Here is a 19902-nt window from a genome sequence, read left to right on the forward strand (position 1 = left end):
TTGAAATAAAAAGAGCGAGTAATCTCGCTCTTTTTTGTTTTCATTAAACGAGAAACTAGTCTTGTTTTTCGTCTGCCACTACTCGAGAGTTATCTGGTGTCACGAAGTGTTCAGACAGCTCTTTGTTCGAAATAATGTAGCCAACCCACAATGCGCCTAAACAAATCACAACCGCGATGCCTGTTGCACTTAGTGCTTGGCTCGCCATTGCAGCTACCAAGGCACTTGATAGGCCACTGATGCTGATTTGCAGGCTGTTCTGTAGACCTGCCGCTGTTGCTGGACTTTGTTTCGCACTTGATAGGGCACGGTTTACTACGATTGGGTAAAGTGCGCCATTCGCTACTGCAATCAAACAGAAAGGTGCAAGTAGAGGCCAGATTGACGTCAGTTTCCATTGTGATGCGATGAAGATAAGCATCGCAGCTACGCTGAACAAACCGATAAGGTTTCTTAGTACAACGCCATCACCATACTTTTTCACTGCTTGCTTACCGAAGTAACCACCCGCCATGAAGGCGATCGTTTGTGGGATAAAGCTTAAGCCGATGTCTTTTGCTTCATAACCTAGCTGAGCCATGATCTCAGGCATACCCGTTAGGTAAGCAAAGAACGCTGCTGAAGCCGATGCAAACATCAATACATTGCCCATGTAAGGCTTTGATTTAAGAAGTGCCTTAATATCTGTTTTGATAGATGTTTGTTTTACTTCTGGCGCTTCCTTCGGTTGAGCCATCGTTGTTGCTACCAGCAGTGCACCCATCAGCGTTAACGTGATGAAGATACTGTGCCAGCCGAAGTTGTCTGCCAGTAGTACACCAAGTTGAGGTGCTAATGCTGGAGATAGGGCAACCAAAGGCATGATGGTTGCAAAAATTTGTTGGCTGCTGCTCTGAGAGTAACGCTTAATCACCATTGCTTGCCAAATTACCGCAGGAGCACATACACCGATCGCTTGAATGAAGCGTAGTGTCAATAGGTGCCATACCTCGGTGCTGAATGCCAAGCCGAATGAAGCTGCCGTAAAGATAACAAGACCAACCGCTAGCGTATTGCGGTGACCGAATTTGTCACTCGCCAGGCCCCAAAGAAGCTGACCCATAGCCATACCACCAAGGAACACTGTTAGAGACAGCGCGATTTGCTCTGGACCGGTTGCGAAATCGATCTCCATCGCCTTAAATGCAGGAAGGTACATATCGGTCGCAATAAAACCAAGCATTGAAAGTACAGCAAGGTAGACCAATTGAAATTTAGAAATATTCATAAGATGCCATTAAGCTAAAAGTAGTGATGTATTTATCATCAAAAAAATTGTTTGATAGACAGAAGTTAAAGCCCCTGTTTATTTATGCTGACATTCTATTTTTCAGACCTGATAAAATAAAACGCTAAAATATGTGGTTATCAATCAAAAAATTTGAAGGCTTATGTTCTCTAAATCCTCTCTAGAAATGCTCGATACGGTTGCTCGCCTAGGTAGCTTTACTGCTGCTGCGGAACAATTGCACAAAGTGCCCTCGGCAATCAGCTATGGTGTTAGGCAGGTCGAACAGGAGCTGGATGTATTACTTTTCAGACGCTTACCAAGAAAAGTAGAGCTGACGCCTGCTGGGGAGTTGTTTATTGAAGAGGCTCGTCAACTGCTGAGACAGATGGAAGAACTCAGTGCGCAAACTCGCCGAGCTGCGCGTGGTTGGAAGAAAACCTTGCGTCTAACGCTCGATAACGTGGTTAAGCTTGATAAGATGAAGCCGATGATTGAAGAGTTCTATCAAACTTTTGAGTTTGCTGAGCTTCAGATCAACATGGAGGTGTTTAACGGTTCTTGGGAAGCCATCGCTCAGGGTAGGGCGGACATCGTGATTGGCGCAACTTCTGCGATTCCAGTCGGTGGAGACTTTGAGGTGAAAGACATGGGGCGCTTAGATTGGGCGTTTGTGATGTCACCAAGCCATCCGTGTGTGCGAGAGCAAAACCTCAATGAAGAGTTCGTGAGTCAGTTTCCTGCCATCTGTTTGGATGATACCTCTAGCGTGCTACCTAAACGCCATACTGGCCACTATGRCAACCAAAGGCGTCTATTGTTGCCTAACTGGTACAGTGCGATTGAGTGCCTCAAGAATGGTGTTGGAGTGGGTTACATGCCAAGGCATATTGCTGCTCCTATTATTGAACAAGGTTTGCTGGTGGAGAAAATCTTGCCAGAGCCAAGCCCGCAGAGTCATTGCTGTTTAGTTTGGCGAAAAGATGACAACCATAAATTGATCGAATGGATGGTGAAGTACCTAGGATCAAGTGAACAACTTCATCAAGATTGGTTGGATCATCGCAAAGCGATCTAATGATCCATTTGAAAGGGATCTTTGGGATGCTTGGTCTGAATAGGCACCAATAAAAAGAGCGAGTAAAAACTCGCTCTTTTTGGTTCGATAATTTAACGCTTAAGACAAGAAGAACTTGTAGGAAGGGTTATCGGTTTCATCTTTACACTGGTAACCAAGCTCTCGTAAATGTGTTGAGAACTGAGCTAGATCATCATCGCCAAGTTCGAAGCCACACAATACTCGACCATAATCGGCACCGTGGTTGCGATAGTTGAACAGGCTGATGTTCCAGTGGGTACCTAGGGTATCAAGGAACTTAATCAAGGCACCTGGGTATTCCGGAAACTCAAAGCTGTATAGGCGTTCTTTCAATGGTTTTGATGGTTTGCCGCCAATCATGTAGCGAATGTGCAGTTTTGCCATCTCATCATCAGAAAGGTCGACCACTGGATAGCCGCCCTCACGTAGGTCATTGATGATGTGCTCGAGCTCTTCTTGACCACCTTGTAGACGTACACCAACGAAGATATTCGCTAGGCTTTCGTCGTTGTGGCGGTAGTTAAACTCCGTCACCGCTCGGCCGCCAATAATATTGCAGAACTCTAGGAACGCTCCTTGTCGCTCAGGGATAGTCACCGCAAGCAAACCTTCGCGCTTCTCACCCAACTCACAACGTTCAGACACATAGCGCAGACCGTGGAAGTTGGTGTTAGCACCAGACAGTACCGTCGCCAGTTGCTTGCCTTGCAGTTGGTTCTGCTCAGCAAACTTTTTCAAGCCAGCCAGAGCAAGCGCTCCTGAAGGTTCAGCAATCGCACGAGTGTCTTCAAAGATGTCTTTCACCGCCGAGCAGATCTCATCACTAGACACGGCAACGTGACCATCGATGTACTGCTGACATAGGCGGAATGTCTCTTCACCAATGCGTTTAACCGCAACGCCATCAGCAAACATACTGACTTGGTCAAGAACCACAGGCTCACCAGCATCCAGTGCTGCTTTCAAGCAAGACGAGTCTTCTGGCTCAACCGCGATGACTTTAATTTCTGGCATCAGCTGTTTAACCAGCACAGCAACACCAGCAGCTAAGCCACCACCACCAACAGGCACAAAGATGTAATCCATGTGACCATTCTGCTGAAGCATCTCCATACCCATGGTGCCTTGCCCAGCGATCACCAATGGGTGATCGAATGGAGGCACAAAGGTATAGCCGTGTTCAACAGAAAGACGTTCAGCCTCTGCTTTAGCTTCATCAAAGTTGCTGCCGTGCAGAACCACGTTACCGCCAAAGCCACGCACTGCATCGACCTTGATGTCAGGAGTGGTTTTTGGCATCACAATCGTGGTTTGAATACCAAGTTTAGAACCGGACAGTGCCATACCTTGAGCGTGGTTACCCGCCGATGCAGCAATCACACCGGCAGCTTTCTGTTGCTCTGAAAGGCTTGATACCATGTTGTAGGCACCACGTAGCTTGAACGAGTGGACCGGCTGGCGGTCTTCACGCTTTAGCTGAACCTGATTACCAATACGAGCACTTAAGCGAGGCATCTCTTGCAGAGGTGTTACTATTGCTGCTTCGTAAACTGGTGCTCTCAGGATCTGGCGCAGGTAATCTGCGCCAGTTTGTTTTACGGGACTGACCGTGTCATCACTCATAGACTAGCCCTCTAGCTTAGACTTATCACGCACGGCGCCTTTGTCGGCACTGGTTGCCATGCTTGCGTAAGCTTTCAGTGCGAATGAAACTTCACGCTGACGGTTTTCTGGTTTCCAGCCTAGTGCGTCTTGCTTAACACGACGCGCTTCTAGTTCAGTTTCAGGCACGTCAAGTGTGATCGAACGGCTAGGGATGTCGATAGTGATGATGTCGCCAGTATTCACTAGACCAATCACACCGCCACTTGCTGCTTCTGGAGAAGCGTGACCGATAGACAGACCCGATGTACCACCAGAGAAACGACCATCAGTCAGGAGTGCACATGACTTGCCTAGGCCCATCGATTTTAGGTAAGTGGTTGGATAAAGCATTTCTTGCATGCCCGGACCACCTTTAGGGCCCTCGTAACGAATCACAACCACTTCGCCCGCTTTCACTTTGCCGCCTAAGATGCCATCAACAGCACTGTCTTGGCTTTCAAATACGATAGCAGGGCCTTGGAATTTCAGGTTCTCTTCATCAACGCCTGCCGTCTTAACGATACAGCCATCAACCGCGATGTTGCCCGAAAGAACCGCTAGACCGCCTTCTTGGCTGAATGCGTTCTCTTTGGTGCGGATACAACCTTCTTTGCGGTCGTCATCAAGACGATCCCAACGGCAGTCTTGCGAGAATGCTTTGGTGGTACGAATGCCCGCAGGGCCAGCACGGAAGAACTTGAGTACTGCTTCGTCTTCTGTCTGCATGATGTCGTATTGTGCTAGCTGCTCTTGCATGCTTAGACCAAGTACGGTGCGAGTTTGGTTGTTCAGTAGGCCTGCACGATCTAGTTCACCTAGGATAGCCATTACACCACCAGCGCGGTGAACGTCTTCCATGTGGTACTTAGGCGTTGAAGGTGCAACCTTACATAGGTGTGGAACGCGGCGAGACATCTCGTCGATATCACCCATATCAAAATCAATCTCACCTTCTTGAGCAGAAGCCAATAGGTGAAGAACGGTGTTACTAGAGCCGCCCATTGCGATATCCAGTGCCATCGCGTTTTCAAATGCTGCGCGGTTTGCGATGTTGCGAGGCAGTGCTGATTCGTCGTCTTGCTCGTAGTAACGCTTAGTTAGGTCAACGATACGCTTACCGGCATTGATGAACAGCTCTTCACGGTCAGCGTGAGTTGCTAGCATAGAGCCGTTACCAGGCTGAGATAGACCAAGCGCTTCAGTTAGACAGTTCATAGAGTTAGCCGTGAACATGCCTGAACATGAACCACATGTTGGACACGCAGAGCGCTCTACTTGCTCACTTTGCTCATCTGAGATTGTTGGATCGGCACCTTGGATCATTGCATCAACAAGGTCTAGCTTGATGATTTGATCGGAAAGCTTGGTTTTACCTGCTTCCATTGGGCCGCCAGAAACAAAGATCACTGGGATGTTAAGGCGCATTGCTGCCATCATCATTCCCGGAGTGATTTTGTCACAGTTAGAGATACACACCATCGCATCTGCACAGTGCGCATTCACCATGTACTCTACTGAGTCTGCGATAAGCTCACGTGATGGCAGTGAGTACAGCATGCCGCCGTGACCCATAGCGATACCATCATCAACCGCGATGGTGTTGAATTCTTTAGCGATACCGCCCGCTTTCTCGATTTCACCTGCAACCAATTGGCCCATATCTTTAAGGTGAACGTGGCCTGGTACGAATTGAGTGAAAGAGTTTACAACTGCGATGATTGGCTTACCGAAGTCATCATCTTTAACGCCAGTTGCACGCCATAAAGCGCGCGCACCAGCCATGTTGCGTCCGTGGGTAGTCGTTGCTGAACGATAGATTGGCATTGCTTAAATCCTTATAAAATATTTGGCTGTTGCTTACTGATTGTCTGAAGTTTGGTTTTCTGGGTAAACATAGTCTAGCCAGCCCCACTTATCTTCAGTGGTACCATTGAAGAGACCAAAGTAAGCCGCTTGAACTTTTTCAGTGATAGGACCGCGTTTGCCTTCACCTACTGTAATTTTGTCTACGCTGCGAACCGGAACAATTTCCGCTGCTGTACCTGTCATGAAGACTTCGTCGGCAAGGTATAGCGCTTCACGAGCAATGTTCTCTTCACGGATTTCATAACCCATGTCTTTTGCTAGTGTCATGATCGAATCACGAGTGATACCCGGTAGAATTGCACTGGTCGCTGGTGGTGTCGATAGCACGCCGTTACGTACCACAAAGATGTTTTCACCGGCGCCCTCAGAAAGATAACCATCGACACTTAGCGCGATACCTTCATCGTAACCATGACGACGAGCTTCACCACCAACCAATAGTGAGGATAGGTAGTTACCACCGGCTTTAGCAGCGGTTGGGATGGTGTTTGGTGCTGCACGGTTCCAGCTTGAGATCATCGCGTCCACGCCATTCTCTAGCGCTTCTTCACCTAGGTAAGAGCCCCAAGGGAAAGCTGCGATGATCAGCTCCATCTCAGTGTTTTCTGGAGGGCATACGCCCAAACCTACGTTACCAACAAAGCCGAGAGGGCGGATGTACGCTGACTCTAGCTTATTTTGACGTAGCGTTTCGCGAGTCGCTTCCATAATTTCTTCCTCAGTGTAAGGAATCGGGAAGCGGTAGATTTTTGCTGAATCTTTTAGGCGCTTAGCGTGCTCAGGATGACGGAAAATAACCGGCCCCTTTGGTGTGTTGTAGCAACGAACACCTTCAAACACAGAAGTACCGTAGTGCATTGCGTGAGTCAGGACGTGAACGTTCGCCTCAGCCCAAGGAACCATCTCACCGTTAAACCAAATATAGCCTGCCGTTTTAGCTGTCATGTTTGCGGTTCCTTATGCGTTTATCTTTTGTTGTAAGTTATTGTTTGGCAATTCATTACGGCTGATAGAGATAACGTCAACGGTACGCACATCCCAGAGCTTTTCGATTTGATTGACCAAGAAAGAGATCGGACGGTCACTGTCTACAATGATCTCAACACTCGCCACTTTGCTTTCGTGGTTTTGAGTGCCTGCGACTTGCTTAACAATAAAGCCACGGTGGCGGATAACACGAAGAACACGCTCTAGTAGTACAGGCTTATCATCGGCTTTGATGTCTAATAGGTATCTTTTCATGTTATGTGTTCTCCAACATCTCACTGTTTGAAGCACCTGGCGGTACTAGTGGCCATACGTTCTCTTCTTCATCGATAAGAACATGAAGTAGGTAAGCGGTTTTGCTCTCTAGCATCTCTTTCAGTGCTGGCTCTACTTCTTCTTTGCGCGTGATGGTTTTACCCGGGATATCGAAGGCTTTCGCTAGCATCACGAAGTCTGGGTTGTCATCTAGGATGGTTTCACTGTGGCGACCATCAAAGAACAGTGATTGCCATTGGCGAACCATGCCTAAACGAGAGTTGTTTAGAAGCACCATCTTCACTGGGATTTGGCGGCGTTTCAGTGTGCCAAGCTCTTGCACGTTCATCATGAACGAGCCATCACCAGAGATTAGAATAGATTGGTCATCAGGACGTCCAACCGAAGCACCCATAGCAGCTGGTAAACCAAAGCCCATGGTGCCCAAACCGGCAGAGGTGATGAAGTTCTGTGGATCGCGAGGCTGAATGTGTTGAGCTGCCCACATTTGGTGCTGGCCAACATCAGTCGAAACAATAGAGCTTGCTGGCATCATGTCTGACAGTTGCTTCAACAGCAGCGGAGCAAAGATCAGTTCACCTGGGTGGTCGTAGCGCCATTTGAATGAGCTACGAAGACCTTCAGAGTGGTGAACCCAAGATGAGATGTCTTGGCTTAGCTCTAATTGAGGCATGATCTTGTTGATGTCACCACGAATTGGCGCATTAGCAAGACGCAATTTGCTGAACTCAGCGGCATCGATATCGATATGGATAACCTTTGCGTGTGGTGCAAAGGTATCAAGCTTGCCGGTGACTCGGTCATCGAAACGCGCGCCAACAACAATCAGCAGGTCGCTCTCTTGAACCACTAGGTTAGCGGCTTTGGTGCCGTGCATACCTAGCATGCCAAGGTAGTGTGGGTCGTCACGTTCTATAGTACCTAAGCCTTTCAGTGTGCTTACCGCAGGCATTGGATTTAAGCGCAAGAACTCACGAACAGCATCGGTCGCTTTAGCGAGTTGAACACCACCACCTACGTATAAAACAGGGCGGGTCGCTTGAGACAAAAAGTACTGTGCCTGCTCAATGGCATCGGCTGTCGAAACAGGAATCGCTGGTGGAGTAAATTCTGGGAGAGTTTTAACAGGAGCTTCTGCTAGTTGAACATCTTTAGCGATATCGACGATAACAGGACCTGGGCGGCCTGACTTCGCGACTACAAAGGCTTCAGCTAAGGTTGGAGCCAATTCTTCAATGTCGGTCACTAGGTAACTGTGCTTGGTACATGACAGAGACATACCAATCACATCCATCTCTTGGAATGCATCGGTGCCAATGTGGGAACTTGCAACCTGACCAGTGATAGCAACTAATGGGATTGAATCCATAAAGGCATCGGCAAGGCCAGTGACTAGGTTAGTTGCACCTGGCCCTGAGGTTGCCATACAAACAGCGACATCTTGCGTTGCACGAGCCATACCGATCGCGGCCATTGCAGCGCCTTGCTCATGACGGCATAGGATATGCTCAACCCCTCCGTCATAAAGTGCATCGTAGATTGGCATGATGGCACCACCTGGGTAACCAAATACGGTCTCAATTCCTTGTTGCTTGAGTGCGGATACGACTAGTTCTGCGCCTTTCATCGGAATTCTCCCGTATTACCTGTGTTTTGGTAACTGTTTCCTTTGTCTCTGCACATCGTGTGCTCCCATTCTTCCTGTAAATCGGCAAAGCCGAAAATGCTCAAAAATATAAAAATCGATTATTCAAATTAGAAAAAACCCCCGGACTTGTCAGTGCGGGGGTTTTTTCTAATTCGTGGTTACTTTTTTCCCACTCGCCCCCGCGCAGTCTTAATAATGACCACGATAATCAGGTTAATCAGTGCGTAAATGCGAGCGTTAAAGTTCATATAATTCGAGTTTTCTCGTTTATTCTGTTCAGTAAATGTCTACATCTCTAGTGTTATCACACAAATCTGTTGCCTGACAAGGAAAATGTCATTCTTTTTTCACATTAAAACACCATTCCACCAAGCTATATAACAACCTTATCGCTTTGGTGAGCAATGAATATCCAGAGCGAATACTTTTAAATCAAAGACAAAGGAAAGTTATGGGACTCGCAATAATTCATAGCCGAGCAAGTGTGGGTGTAGAGGCGCCAGAAGTGACCGTAGAGGTCCATATAAGCAACGGAATGCCCGGTTTTACGCTGGTGGGTTTGCCTGAAACGACGGTCAAGGAATCCAAAGACAGAGTAAGAAGTGCCATCATCAACTCTCGCTTTGAATTTCCCTCGAAAAGGATCACCGTCAATCTCGCACCTGCTGATTTACCCAAAGAGGGAGGCCGTTTTGACCTGCCAATCGCACTAGGGATCTTGGTGGCATCCGATCAGCTACCCACATCTAAAATTGCTCAACATGAATTCATCGGTGAATTGGCACTGTCTGGAGAGCTGCGCTCTGTGAAAGGGGTACTGCCAGCAACACTCGCCGCTGATAACGTCGAACGTTGCTTGGTGGTGCCGCATTACAACGGTGATCAGGCAGCGTTAGTCGGAAAAGGGGCGCATAAGTCAGCACAAACCCTGTTAGAAGTTTGCGCAGACATGTGTGGTCAGGCTCCGCTTGGTTTGTATCGAACAGAGCAACATCAAGTTGATGTGTCGGAGCATCGCGACTTGCAAGATATTATTGGCCAGCAGCAAGGTAAGAGAGCGCTGGAAATAGCCGCAGCTGGCAACCATAACTTACTGTTTCTTGGCCCTCCCGGAACAGGCAAGACTATGTTGGCGTCTCGTCTGCGTGATTTGTTACCTGAAATGAGTGATGACGAGGCGATGGAAACTGCATCGGTCGCTTCGTTAACACAGCAAGAGGTTAATCAATACAACTGGAAGCAGAGGCCATTTCGATCGCCTCACCATTCGAGTTCGATGGCGGCCTTAGTGGGTGGGGGTTCAGTCCCTCGTCCCGGAGAGATTTCTTTGGCTCATAACGGATTACTGTTTCTTGATGAGATGCCTGAGTTTGAGCGTAAGGTGCTCGATTCATTACGTGAGCCACTAGAGTCGGGCGAGATTATTATCTCCCGTGCTGCGGGAAAGACTCGTTTTCCTGCTCGCTTTCAATTAGTCGGTGCACTTAACCCAAGCCCTACAGGTTACTATGAAGGTAATCAGGCGCGCGCCAACCCGCAGATCATACTGCGTTACCTCAATCGACTATCAGGACCGTTATTGGATAGATTCGATATGTCGTTAGAGATCCCATTGCTTCCCAAAGGCATGCTCGCAGAAGGCGGTGAGCGTGGTGAAACCACCCAGGTGGTAAGGCAAAGGGTCAAACAGGCTCGTCAAACCATGTTATCTCGCAACCATAAATCGAATGCTTTACTCGGCAGTCGAGAAATTGAAAAGTATTGCCCACTGCGACGCGAAGATGCAGAGTTTCTCGAGACAGCACTACATCGTTTGGGTTTATCGATTCGTGCTTATCATCGAATTATTAAGGTGGCACGAACCATTGCCGACCTTGACGGTAACGAGCAGATCGAAAAGAAACATCTATCGGAAGCGCTTGGCTATCGAGCAATGGATCGGTTGTTGAAACAACTCACGGCTCAGGCAGTGTAGTGAGCAAGCGGAAAAAAGCCTGCAATCATGCAGGCTTTCGTTGGATTGCAGTTCATATTCGCTAAGGTTAGAACTTGTAGTTCAAGCCAACTGAAGCGATGTACTGTGACTCATCGTAGAAGGTAATGTTTGATTCGCTAGTACCGTAACCGGCAAGAGCAACAAACGACCAGTTTTCCCATTCCATGAACTGATCATATTCATACGCGGCGAATAGATTGATGTTGTCGTCGCTGCGTTTCTTTTGGAAAGTCATGCTGCTTGCATCATAAGAGCGTTGGTTGTAACCCGCAGTCAACGCGTATTGGTGACGACCCATGCCGCCAAATAGACTTACCTCACCGCCAAACTGTTCATAAGAGGCAGCCTTGCCATCTGCAGAGCTTGATTGGTAAATCAATGATGGTACTAACATCATGGTACGGTTGAGTGGAACGCGGTATTGACCTTTCAGGTAGAAGGTATCGGCGTCGCGTTTTAGTGCTTCTTCAACGCGATCATCTTCCACATCTTTGGTAGCGTAGGCCATGTCTAGCGAGAAAGCTGACCCCGCAATGTTGCTTAGCTTCAAACGAAACGCATTGCCAGTTTCATCGGTCTTGGTGCGAGCTGATGTGGTGTTGTATGGATCGGCCCAAGTTTCACCCGACATAATGGTTGGAAGCAGTGAAGCGTCGATCACCATTCCAGACTCTAGTTGATATTTATAGCCAACCTCCAGCACAACAGTACCCGTAGCTACGTCATCACGTGCTGTACCTGTGTAAACCTGGTGATTTAGCTTCTCACCAAAGGTATAAGCAACACTGCCTAAAGGGGCGACAAGAAACGAGCTTTCTGAAGAAGCCTTCTGATATTTAGATGAAAGATTGCTATCAGCATCGGTATTAAAGTTTGAGGTGGAAGAGGCAACCCCGGTATTGATAGAGATTTCACCACTGAAACCTTGTTGGTCTGCAAGCTTCGGAAAAGCGGGAGAAGCCGCAACGCTCAATGCCAAGAGAGTTATTTTTATTTTCATTTAAGGGCTCCTTGCCCAGCGGTTCTTAGGACGGGTTATTAATAGCAGTAAAGCTTTAAACTTCCAGGTTAATTATTTATCAATGATGATTTTTGAACAAGCAAAAAAAAGGAAGCCGAAGCTTCCTTTCATCAATGGCTTACTTCTTCAATAAGAAGTTCACCAGCTCGAAGTACTCATCAAGAGAATTGATACCTTGTGCTTCTACTAGGTAGCGGTTGTTCACTACTACAGCTGGTACACCTGAAAGGCCGCTGTCTTTAAATGCTTTGTCGAAGCGACGAACCATAGAATCTACTGCAAAGCCGTTATACGCAGCATCGAACTTCTTCGCATCAACGCCTTCGTCTAGGAAGATTTGACGCAGTTCTTCTTCATCACGTGGTGGCTTGTTCATTGTGTGGATGCGGTTAAACATCACTGGCACCATTTTGTCTTCAACTTTCAGTGCAATCATGGTCGCGTAAGCTTTGCTCATTGGCAGGCCCATGTTGCCACCCATGAATGAAACATGGTTTTTCTGTAGCTTAGCGTCAGCAGGTAGCTGTTGTTTTAGCTGCTGGATAATAGGCTCAAAGCTATTACAGTGTGGGCAGTAGAAAGAGAAGAACTCTGTCACTACTGGCTTCTTTGATGCTTCTAGATCGAGAACTTTGTAGTGCTCACCTTCGTTAAATTTCGCAGCGTGAGCTGAAAGGCTCAATATGATCAATGAGAAAAATGCGAATAGCTTTTTCATTTATCCAATCTCCATTATGTTTGAATTTTTATCTAGTTGTATGTTGCGATTGCGGTTACCACTGAGGCATTAACGAAAGTGGTGGCTCTTGCAGGGTAGCAATTTGCTCTTTACAAGCAAGTACTTGTTGCTCCCAATATTTCGGATCATTAAACCACGGGAAGGCCAAAGGAAACGCCGGATCGTGCCATCGCTTCGCTAACCATGCCATGTAATGCACCATACGTAGACCGCGTAGTGGTTCGATTAGTTTCAGTTGCGAGGTATTAAAATCGCAAAACTCTTGATAACTCTCTAGCAGAATATCGAGTTGCATCAGCTTATCTTGGCGTTCACCGTTGAGCAGCATCCACAGATCTTGTATCGCAGGGCCGTTACGTGCGTCATCAAGATCAACGAACATTGGTCCGTCACGCCACAGAATATTGCCTGGGTGGCAATCACCATGCAGGCGGATATTTTCAATGTTGCTCGGCCATTGGCTCTCTAATTCTTTAATCAGAAGGTCGACGTCGTTGAAGAAGGCGTTCTCTAGGTGAGTCGGGATAAACTGAGAGTTTTCTAATATCTTACGTGGTTGATACAGGTACTCATCTAGGCTGATGGTTGGGCGATGTTGGAATGTTCTTCCTGCACTCGCTTTGTGAATTCGGCCTAGGAAGCGTCCTACACCTTCTAGTTGGTCTAGGTTATCCACTTCATATTGTCGACCGCCAACGCTTTCGAATAGTGCAAACAGGTAGCCTTGATATTCATGCAGGGTTTCACCGTTGATGCGCATTGGTGGAGCGACTGGCATTTCCTGCTCGATCAGCTCAAGTGCGAAGTCGTGTTCTTCTTGGATCTGCTCTTTGTTCCAGCGCTGTGGGCGATAAAACTTAACGACGTAGCGTTTTCGGTCTTCATCGGTGAATTGATAGACCCGGTTTTCGTAACTGTTGAGAGCGAGAAGCCCGGATTCAGCACGAACCCCAATACTCTCCAGTGCGTACCACATGAAGTCAGGAGTCAGGTTATCAAAGTTAAAGGCTTGCATCGTCATATAATAAAAAAGGCTCATTACTGAGCCTTTTTCCATTTATTGGGTGTTGTACCAATCGTGAGTGATTAGTATCAGAGTTTCTTGATAAAGCGGCTTTCTACTTCCATCGTAAACTCTTCATTATCCGAGAGTATAAACTGAATTGTCGAAACTGGTGAGCTCAGTTTTTCAGGATCAGCACCCAAACTGATAGGTAGGTTCAAAACCTCGCCCGGATCGACTGTGATGGTTTGCTTACCGTACCAGATAGAACCCGGTAGCCCGCTTACATCGAGTTTGTATTCTTGCTCTTGCTGCGTTTTGTTGATCACTTTTAGGGTGTAGGTGTTTTCAACCAGCCCTTGATTGTTGACTCTGAACAGCTGGTTTCTGTCGCGCAGTACGCTCAGACCCGCAGGATCAACACTCGCGATTTGCACGAAGAACAGACCTAGCATAAGAACTAAGATCGCCCCGTAGCCTAGCAGTTTAGGACGCATCACCTTGGTCGAATGTCCTTCAAGCCTATGTTCCGTCGTGTAGTTGATCAGGCCTTTCTCATAACCCATACGTTCCATTGTGTTATCACAAGCATCAATACACGCACCACAGTTGATACATTCATATTGCAGGCCGTCACGGATATCAATCCCCGTCGGGCATACCTGAACACACAGGTTACAGTCAATACAGTCGCCTAGACCAAGCGCTTTTGGATCAGCTTTACGAGAACGAGGACCACGGCTCTCACCACGCTCAGTGTCATAACCGACGATGAAGGTATCTTTATCAAACATCGCGGATTGGAAGCGAGCGTAAGGACACATGTGCAGACACACAATCGAGCGCATCCAACCCGCATTCGCATAGGTACAGCCCGCAAAGAACAGTACCCAAAACACAGGCCAGAACGATGAGTTAAAGGTAAAGAAGCCAACCACTAACTCTTTGATTGGGATGAAGTAGCCAACAAAGGTTAAGCCGGTCGCAATGGCAATCGCCCACCACGCAATGTGTTTGAGAGTTTTTCTGACCATTAGACTGGTGGTCAGTTTGCCGGAATCTTGTTTTCTTCGCTTGTTAGCTGCGCCTTCGAGTTTCTCTTCAAACCAGATGTACATGAAGGTCCACACGGTTTGAGGGCAAAGGTAGCCGCACCACACTCGGCCTAAAAAGGTGGTGATAAAAAACAGGCCGAATGCGGCAATCATGAAGAGGATCGCGAGCAGGGTCAGATCTTGTGGGTATAAGGTTGTGCCAAAGAAGTTGAACTGTTGGTTGCCTATATCGAGCAAGATCGCTTGTCGCTCACCAAATGGAATCCACGGAATAAGTGCAAAAAGTAAAAGTAAGAACCAACCACCGTAGCGGCGTAATTGTTGGAATTTACCTTTGCTTTCTCGAACGTAGATTCGGTTACTTGGGTTAAATCGATCTCCATTACCTTTATGTGTTTTCGGGTTAAAGGTTTTAGGAGTCACATCTTTGATATCGATTTTATCCTGACTCATGGACTATCCTTTTTGTGGCTGGTTTGCTCGGTTAAATCGAGCAAGACGACATTACTTTTAAGTGTGGTTTAGAGAACCTGTAGAAATTGAGCTTGATGCGTAAGTTGATATCGCACTTACTCTTATTATTTTAGAAGATTCTTATGGGTGGCGATTATAGCGACAATCTTGTTCTCATTTCTTTAACGCTATCAACCTTTAACAACAAAAGTCATAACAGTTGTGACGAAAAAATAGCGAACAGAAACAAAAAAGCGACCGAGTGGTCGCTTTTTAAAATTGAGCATTTTATCTATACGGCAATTACGCTGTTGAGCATTGAGGTAATTATAGGATGCCGCGCGCTTTTAGAATTGCGGTTTTGAAGTCATCTTCTTGGTCTTTTTTAAGACCCGGGATCATTTCATCTTTCTCGCTGTTGCGCATTTTTAGGTGATAGATAAGAACATCGTCAGTCAGTTCTTCAAGTTTACCTTCGTAGCCTGCTTCTTTTGATAGCTTGATGATGAACTCTAGCAAGTTAAGCTCTTGATCTTTCTGCCACTCAGGCTCCATCAGTTCCAGCAGTTCTTCAATGCGGTGACACTTCATACTTTATTCTCCACAAATTTTATAATGATTTGTGGCTAAGGTATCAAATCGGGTGGGGAATACCAATGTGTAAACTCATTTCGAGCTGGGAAAGAGGCAAGAAAAAAGCGCAGTAAAAACTGCGCTTTTTGTTAAGCGGCTTTAATTACTTTTGTTGTAGTCGGTGCTAATAAAGCAGTCTTCTCAACTAAAGTCATTGTTGGAGCCAATTTCTTTGCCGTTGGAGCAGCAACAAAGCCACTACGACGACGCATCGCACTACGGTTGGTGTGCGAGAACCTGACAGCTGTTGGGCGCATTCATTTACCTAACGGTCAGGCATATCCATTGCCAATCTAATGGCCTGATTTACCATGAGGTCCGCCTCAATTTCTCGAAGAGTCGCTCGTCTGGCTTTCGCCAATCCGAATAATAAATCAGGATAATGATATGCATGCATATCAAGGCTTAGATTATCACTATCTAACTTATCGATCGACGTCTGAGTGATAAATAGACGATATTAGAGCTAAAATAGTGTGAGCAGTATATTTGAGTTTGAACCTCTTTCAGGCTTAAGATGATGCTTTAAAGGAGGTGCATATGTCGTTCTTAAAGAAAACGTTAGCAAGTTTTGGTATTGGGTCTGCCAAGGTGGATTCTGTATTGCAACAGGAAGTGCTTTATCCCGGGCAAAAGGCGAGCATTATTGTGCATGTTTATGGTGGCGCTCAGCCACAGGAGATCGACAACATCGATCTCAATCTGTGCTGTCGTTATGTCAAAGAAGTCACCATGAATTCCCAGAGACAAGAGGGCGGTCAAAAACGTCGAATGCACCAGACATACTCGTTGGCCAAATGGAGCCTGCCGTATGCCTTTGTTATTCAGCCGGGTGAAACCCGTGATTTCGAGTGTGAGTTTGATGTTCCGTTGAATACCCCAGTGACGATCGGCGATTCAAAAGTATGGCTTGAAACCGGATTAGACATTGCGATGGCGATTGACCCATCGGATAAGGATATTTTAACGGTTCGCCCAGATGCACTTCTCGATGGCATTTTTAATGAACTTGAAGCTCAAGGCTTACGCATTCGCCAAGTTGAGTGTGAAGCGGTAGAGGGCTTTGAACTGCCATTTGTGCAAGAATTTGAGTTTGTCCCTACCACTGGTCCATATCATGGTCGCTGGCGTGAACTGGAAGTGGTGGCTCATCGTGATGAAACCGAGCTTAAGTTGTGGTTTGAGATAGACCGTAATCGCGACGGTGCCAAAGGTATGTTGGCGAGCTTATTGGGAGTGGGTCAGCTACAGCGTCAATTGAGTGTGCCATTGGATACCTCACCGGAAGAAGCAGGCAAGATGGTGCTTGAGTATTTAGACAACGCTTCTTAGTGTCTGAGGAGCGATTCGATCACACATACTTAGCATCATTTATGTTATAAAAATTTAAGCTTACACGTGTAAGCTTAATGTGCAATACTAGGAAAATCGAACATTTACTCTAGTAGGATAATCATGTCTGCATCATCGGCGAGCGAATACAGTGACATCGAAGAACGCGCCAATGCGATAACCCATGGCTTGGGTGTTGTGCTGGGCGTGGTTGGTTTAATCCTGCTACTGGTTCGTGCGTTTGACCATCAAGCCGACATGCTGACTATTGCGAGTATGGCGGTATATGGCAGCAGTATTATCCTACTCTTTCTCGCTTCCACGCTTTATCACTCGATCACCACAGAAAAGACTAAGCGCCTACTGAAAACCCTCGATCACTGTGCGATCTACTTGCTGATCGCGGGCAGCTACACGCCATTTTTATTGGTGAGTTTAAGAACACCATTAGCGATGGGCTTGATGGCGGTGATTTGGGGAATCGCGTTGGTGGGCATCATTATGAAGATTGCTTTCGTGTACCGATTTAAGCGTTTGTCATTGGTGACTTACTTGGCGATGGGTTGGTTGTCGCTGATTGTGGTGTATCAACTGGCGATGAATATCGAGATGGGTGGCTTGGTACTACTAGCTCTTGGTGGTGTGATTTACTCGTTGGGTGTGATTTTCTACGTGGCAAAACGCATCCCTTACAATCATGCCATCTGGCACTTGTTTGTGTTGGCGGGCTGCGCTTGCCATTTCTTCGCTATCTATCTGTATGTGACTCCGGTTTAGCGAGTCAGTACTTCAACGATTTCAGCTTTGATTTGGTACTCAGGGTACTGTTCAACCGCTAGCTTGATAGAAGTACCTTCGGCATCTGTTTTTGGTCGAAGGTAGGTATCTGCCATACGCTTGATCGATTTCCAAACGGCTACGGTTTTCTCTTCTAACAATTCACCGCTCGCTGAATACAGACCGAGTTTTACCGACACTAAGATCACGGCTTGTGTGCTTTGGTTGGTAATCGCGGTTGGGATAATCAGCTCACCACCTTCATAGTGACTCGCGCCTAGCACTACATCTACCCCGGATTGAGATAGTTGCAAGCTTGGCTTTTTGCTATCAACGACAATCGTCGTACCACGCACGTTGGTCGCAACTGGAACCGCTACAACAGGTGCTGCTGCGACAGGCACGGCGATCTCTGATGTTGTCGTTGTTTCTGCTTGCTTCTGTGCCACGTATTGCCATGTGAAATCGTCTTTCAGTAAGATCTCTTTACCATCAGGCAGAGTCACCATTTGGTCGGCGAAGGCTGAACTGCTCAGCAGTGCGCTTGCGATAAGTAGGTATGATTTCATCTGTGTTTCCTTAAATATTCGTGCAATTAGCGTCGCCAGAAGGCTGGGAAGAATAGAACGATCAGCGTCAGTATCTCAAGTCGGCCCATCAACATACCTAAACTTAATAACCACTTAGCGGCGTCTGGCAGTGGAGCAAAGTTACCCGTCGGGCCAATCACGCTGCCCATACCTGGGCCAACGTTGGCTACCGCAGTAATGGCACCTGAGATGCTAGTTATTGGGTCTAATCCCATCGCACTCAAGCCGCCAGCGATTAAGATGATCGTTATAAAGAACATCAAACCAAATGCCACCAACGAACGCACGATATCGTCGCTGACAGGGCGTTGGTTATAGCGTTGAACAAATACGCCTGATGGGTGAATCAGCTTCATCATCTGTTTGTGAAGCATAGTCATCGCTATCTGGAAGCGGAAGATTTTGATACCACCAGAAGTTGAACCAGAACAAGCACCCGCCATCATCAGGAAGGCAAATAAAGTGGTTGGTAGTGCGCCCCATGCGGTGAAGTCTTCTAAGCCAAAACCGGTTGTGGTGACGACTGACACGATGTTGAACATTGAGACACGCAGAGCATCCATCACGCTATACCCATCTCTCATCACCAACCATGTGGAGATCACAGCACTGGTGACTAAGAATAGGTAAGTGAAACCTCTGACTTGCGCGTCTTTGTAGAGTAATGAGAGCTTTCGGCCTCGAAGTGCACTGACAAACAGTAAGAACGGCAAACCACCAAGGAACATGAACGCCGTTCCGACCCAGTGGGCGCTGTTCGAGAAGTGATTCATTGAGCTATCTGAGGTCGAGTAACCGCCAGTCGAGAGCGTTGTGAATGCGTGATTTATGGCATCAAAGACGCTCATTCCGGCAAACAGGTAACTCACCAAGCACAAGCCTGTCAGTACCAGATAAACCGCCACGATGTTTTTGGCGACTGTTTTTGCTCGTGGGCTACTTTTATCTGACCAATCGGAAGACTCAGTTTGGAACAGGCGCATACCACCGACGTTGAGCATTGGCAGAACGGCTACTGCCATCACGATAAAGCCGATGCCACCTAACCATTGCAGTATAGAGCGCCACAATAGAATACTTGGTGCCATGCTGTCTAAGCCGCTTAATACGGTTGATCCTGTCGTGGTGATACCCGACATTGTTTCAAAATAGGCGTCCGTGAAGCTGATGTGGTTGATGAACACAAATGGCAGCGCGGCGAAGGCACTGGCAATAGTCCATACCAAAGAGGTGATCAGAAACATGTCCCGCACCCCTAATCGAAACTTAGCAGAACGGCCTAAACTCAAGCAGATGAACGCGACGATGTGCGTGATCACTACCGATTGACCAAACTCGAGGAAACCACCGGTGCCAGTAAAGAAGGCAACCAATGTGGGGATGTACATGAAAAGGGCGAGTTTTGATAACACTAACCCTATCACTAATAATATCGGACGAAAGTTGACCATAGCTTAATAGACCATCGCTTTGTGTCGGAGCTTCGTTCTCACATTAGAAGGTTGTGAGAAGAAGC

18 protein-coding genes are annotated in these 19902 nt (G+C 47.1%); 4 read left to right on the forward strand and 14 right to left on the reverse strand.

Annotated elements, in window-relative coordinates; all coding sequences use genetic code 11:
- Positions 1-55 precede the first annotated feature (55 nt).
- Complete coding sequence (gene punC / locus L1D22_RS18735; protein ID WP_239830829.1) at positions 56-1267, reverse strand: purine nucleoside transporter PunC; 1212 nt, start codon at positions 1265-1267, stop codon at positions 56-58.
- 163 nt (positions 1268-1430) lie between these two features.
- On the opposite strand from punC, the gene punR reads away from it, so the two are divergent.
- Positions 1431-2345 (forward strand): DNA-binding transcriptional activator PunR, encoded by a 915-nt coding sequence (gene punR / locus L1D22_RS18740; protein WP_239830830.1) that lies wholly within the window; start codon positions 1431-1433, stop codon positions 2343-2345.
- Between the two features lie 99 nt (positions 2346-2444).
- Here the strand turns inward: punR and ilvA are convergent, their stop codons facing one another.
- From ilvA to ilvG, 5 genes are read right to left on the reverse strand one after another with little or no spacing between them, the layout of a single operon-like run.
- Complete coding sequence (gene ilvA / locus L1D22_RS18745) at positions 2445-3989, reverse strand: threonine ammonia-lyase, biosynthetic (RefSeq protein ID WP_239830831.1); 1545 nt, start codon at positions 3987-3989, stop codon at positions 2445-2447.
- 3 nt (positions 3990-3992) lie between these two features.
- A complete protein-coding gene (gene ilvD / locus L1D22_RS18750; protein WP_239830832.1) occupies positions 3993-5834 on the reverse strand; it encodes a dihydroxy-acid dehydratase in 1842 nt (613 codons plus the stop codon).
- A gap of 33 nt (positions 5835-5867) precedes the next feature.
- Positions 5868-6821 carry a branched-chain amino acid transaminase gene (locus L1D22_RS18755; RefSeq protein WP_239830833.1) on the reverse strand — a complete coding sequence of 318 codons (954 nt, stop codon included), beginning with the start codon at positions 6819-6821 and terminating at the stop codon, positions 5868-5870.
- 12 nt (positions 6822-6833) lie between these two features.
- On the reverse strand, positions 6834-7118 hold the full coding sequence (ilvM, locus tag L1D22_RS18760; RefSeq protein WP_017055442.1) for an acetolactate synthase 2 small subunit: 285 nt from the start codon (positions 7116-7118) through the stop codon (positions 6834-6836).
- Position 7119: 1 nt separating this feature from the next.
- Positions 7120-8766, reverse strand: coding sequence for an acetolactate synthase 2 catalytic subunit (gene ilvG / locus L1D22_RS18765; protein ID WP_239830834.1), 1647 nt, complete (start codon positions 8764-8766; stop codon positions 7120-7122).
- 472 nt (positions 8767-9238) lie between these two features.
- Between ilvG and L1D22_RS18770 the strand changes: the two genes are divergently transcribed.
- Complete coding sequence (locus tag L1D22_RS18770; RefSeq protein ID WP_239830835.1) at positions 9239-10762, forward strand: YifB family Mg chelatase-like AAA ATPase; 1524 nt, start codon at positions 9239-9241, stop codon at positions 10760-10762.
- Positions 10763-10829: 67 nt separating this feature from the next.
- On the opposite strand, the gene L1D22_RS18775 is transcribed toward L1D22_RS18770, so the two are convergent.
- The 6 genes from L1D22_RS18775 to L1D22_RS18800 form a co-directional block, all read right to left on the reverse strand.
- The gene (locus L1D22_RS18775; protein WP_239830836.1) at positions 10830-11783 is read right to left on the reverse strand and encodes a DUF2860 domain-containing protein; all 954 of its coding nucleotides are present in this window, start codon (positions 11781-11783) and stop codon (positions 10830-10832) included.
- 139 nt (positions 11784-11922) lie between these two features.
- Positions 11923-12522 carry a thiol:disulfide interchange protein DsbA/DsbL gene (locus L1D22_RS18780; RefSeq protein WP_239830837.1) on the reverse strand — a complete coding sequence of 200 codons (600 nt, stop codon included), beginning with the start codon at positions 12520-12522 and terminating at the stop codon, positions 11923-11925.
- Between the two features lie 55 nt (positions 12523-12577).
- Positions 12578-13564, reverse strand: a complete 987-nt coding sequence (locus L1D22_RS18785) for a serine/threonine protein kinase (RefSeq protein WP_239830851.1) — start codon at positions 13562-13564, stop codon at positions 12578-12580.
- Between the two features lie 71 nt (positions 13565-13635).
- Positions 13636-15054, reverse strand: coding sequence for a cytochrome c oxidase accessory protein CcoG (gene ccoG, locus L1D22_RS18790; RefSeq protein WP_239830838.1), 1419 nt, complete (start codon positions 15052-15054; stop codon positions 13636-13638).
- Positions 15055-15381: 327 nt separating this feature from the next.
- On the reverse strand, positions 15382-15645 hold the full coding sequence (locus L1D22_RS18795; RefSeq protein ID WP_010433308.1) for a YihD family protein: 264 nt from the start codon (positions 15643-15645) through the stop codon (positions 15382-15384).
- 131 nt (positions 15646-15776) lie between these two features.
- Positions 15777-15944: a hypothetical protein gene (locus L1D22_RS18800; protein WP_004739323.1), complete on the reverse strand. Its 168-nt coding sequence runs from the start codon at positions 15942-15944 to the stop codon at positions 15777-15779.
- Positions 15945-16227: 283 nt separating this feature from the next.
- Here L1D22_RS18800 and L1D22_RS18805 point away from each other — a divergent pair, with 283 nt between their 5' ends.
- The gene (locus L1D22_RS18805; protein ID WP_239830839.1) at positions 16228-17019 is read left to right on the forward strand and encodes a sporulation protein; all 792 of its coding nucleotides are present in this window, start codon (positions 16228-16230) and stop codon (positions 17017-17019) included.
- Positions 17020-17142: 123 nt separating this feature from the next.
- On the forward strand, positions 17143-17796 hold the full coding sequence (locus L1D22_RS18810; RefSeq protein ID WP_239830840.1) for a hemolysin III family protein: 654 nt from the start codon (positions 17143-17145) through the stop codon (positions 17794-17796).
- On the opposite strand, the gene L1D22_RS18815 is transcribed toward L1D22_RS18810, so the two are convergent.
- Positions 17793-18365 carry a DUF3157 family protein gene (locus L1D22_RS18815; protein WP_239830841.1) on the reverse strand — a complete coding sequence of 191 codons (573 nt, stop codon included), beginning with the start codon at positions 18363-18365 and terminating at the stop codon, positions 17793-17795. The genes L1D22_RS18810 and L1D22_RS18815 overlap by 4 nt on opposite strands.
- A 26-nt stretch (positions 18366-18391) precedes the next feature.
- The gene (locus L1D22_RS18820) at positions 18392-19837 is read right to left on the reverse strand and encodes a TrkH family potassium uptake protein (protein WP_102437632.1); all 1446 of its coding nucleotides are present in this window, start codon (positions 19835-19837) and stop codon (positions 18392-18394) included.
- Between the last annotated feature and the right edge of the window lie 65 nt (positions 19838-19902).

Origin of the sequence: Vibrio sp. Isolate34, from assembly GCF_022397915.1 — a bacterium.
GTDB lineage: Bacteria > Pseudomonadota > Gammaproteobacteria > Enterobacterales > Vibrionaceae > Vibrio.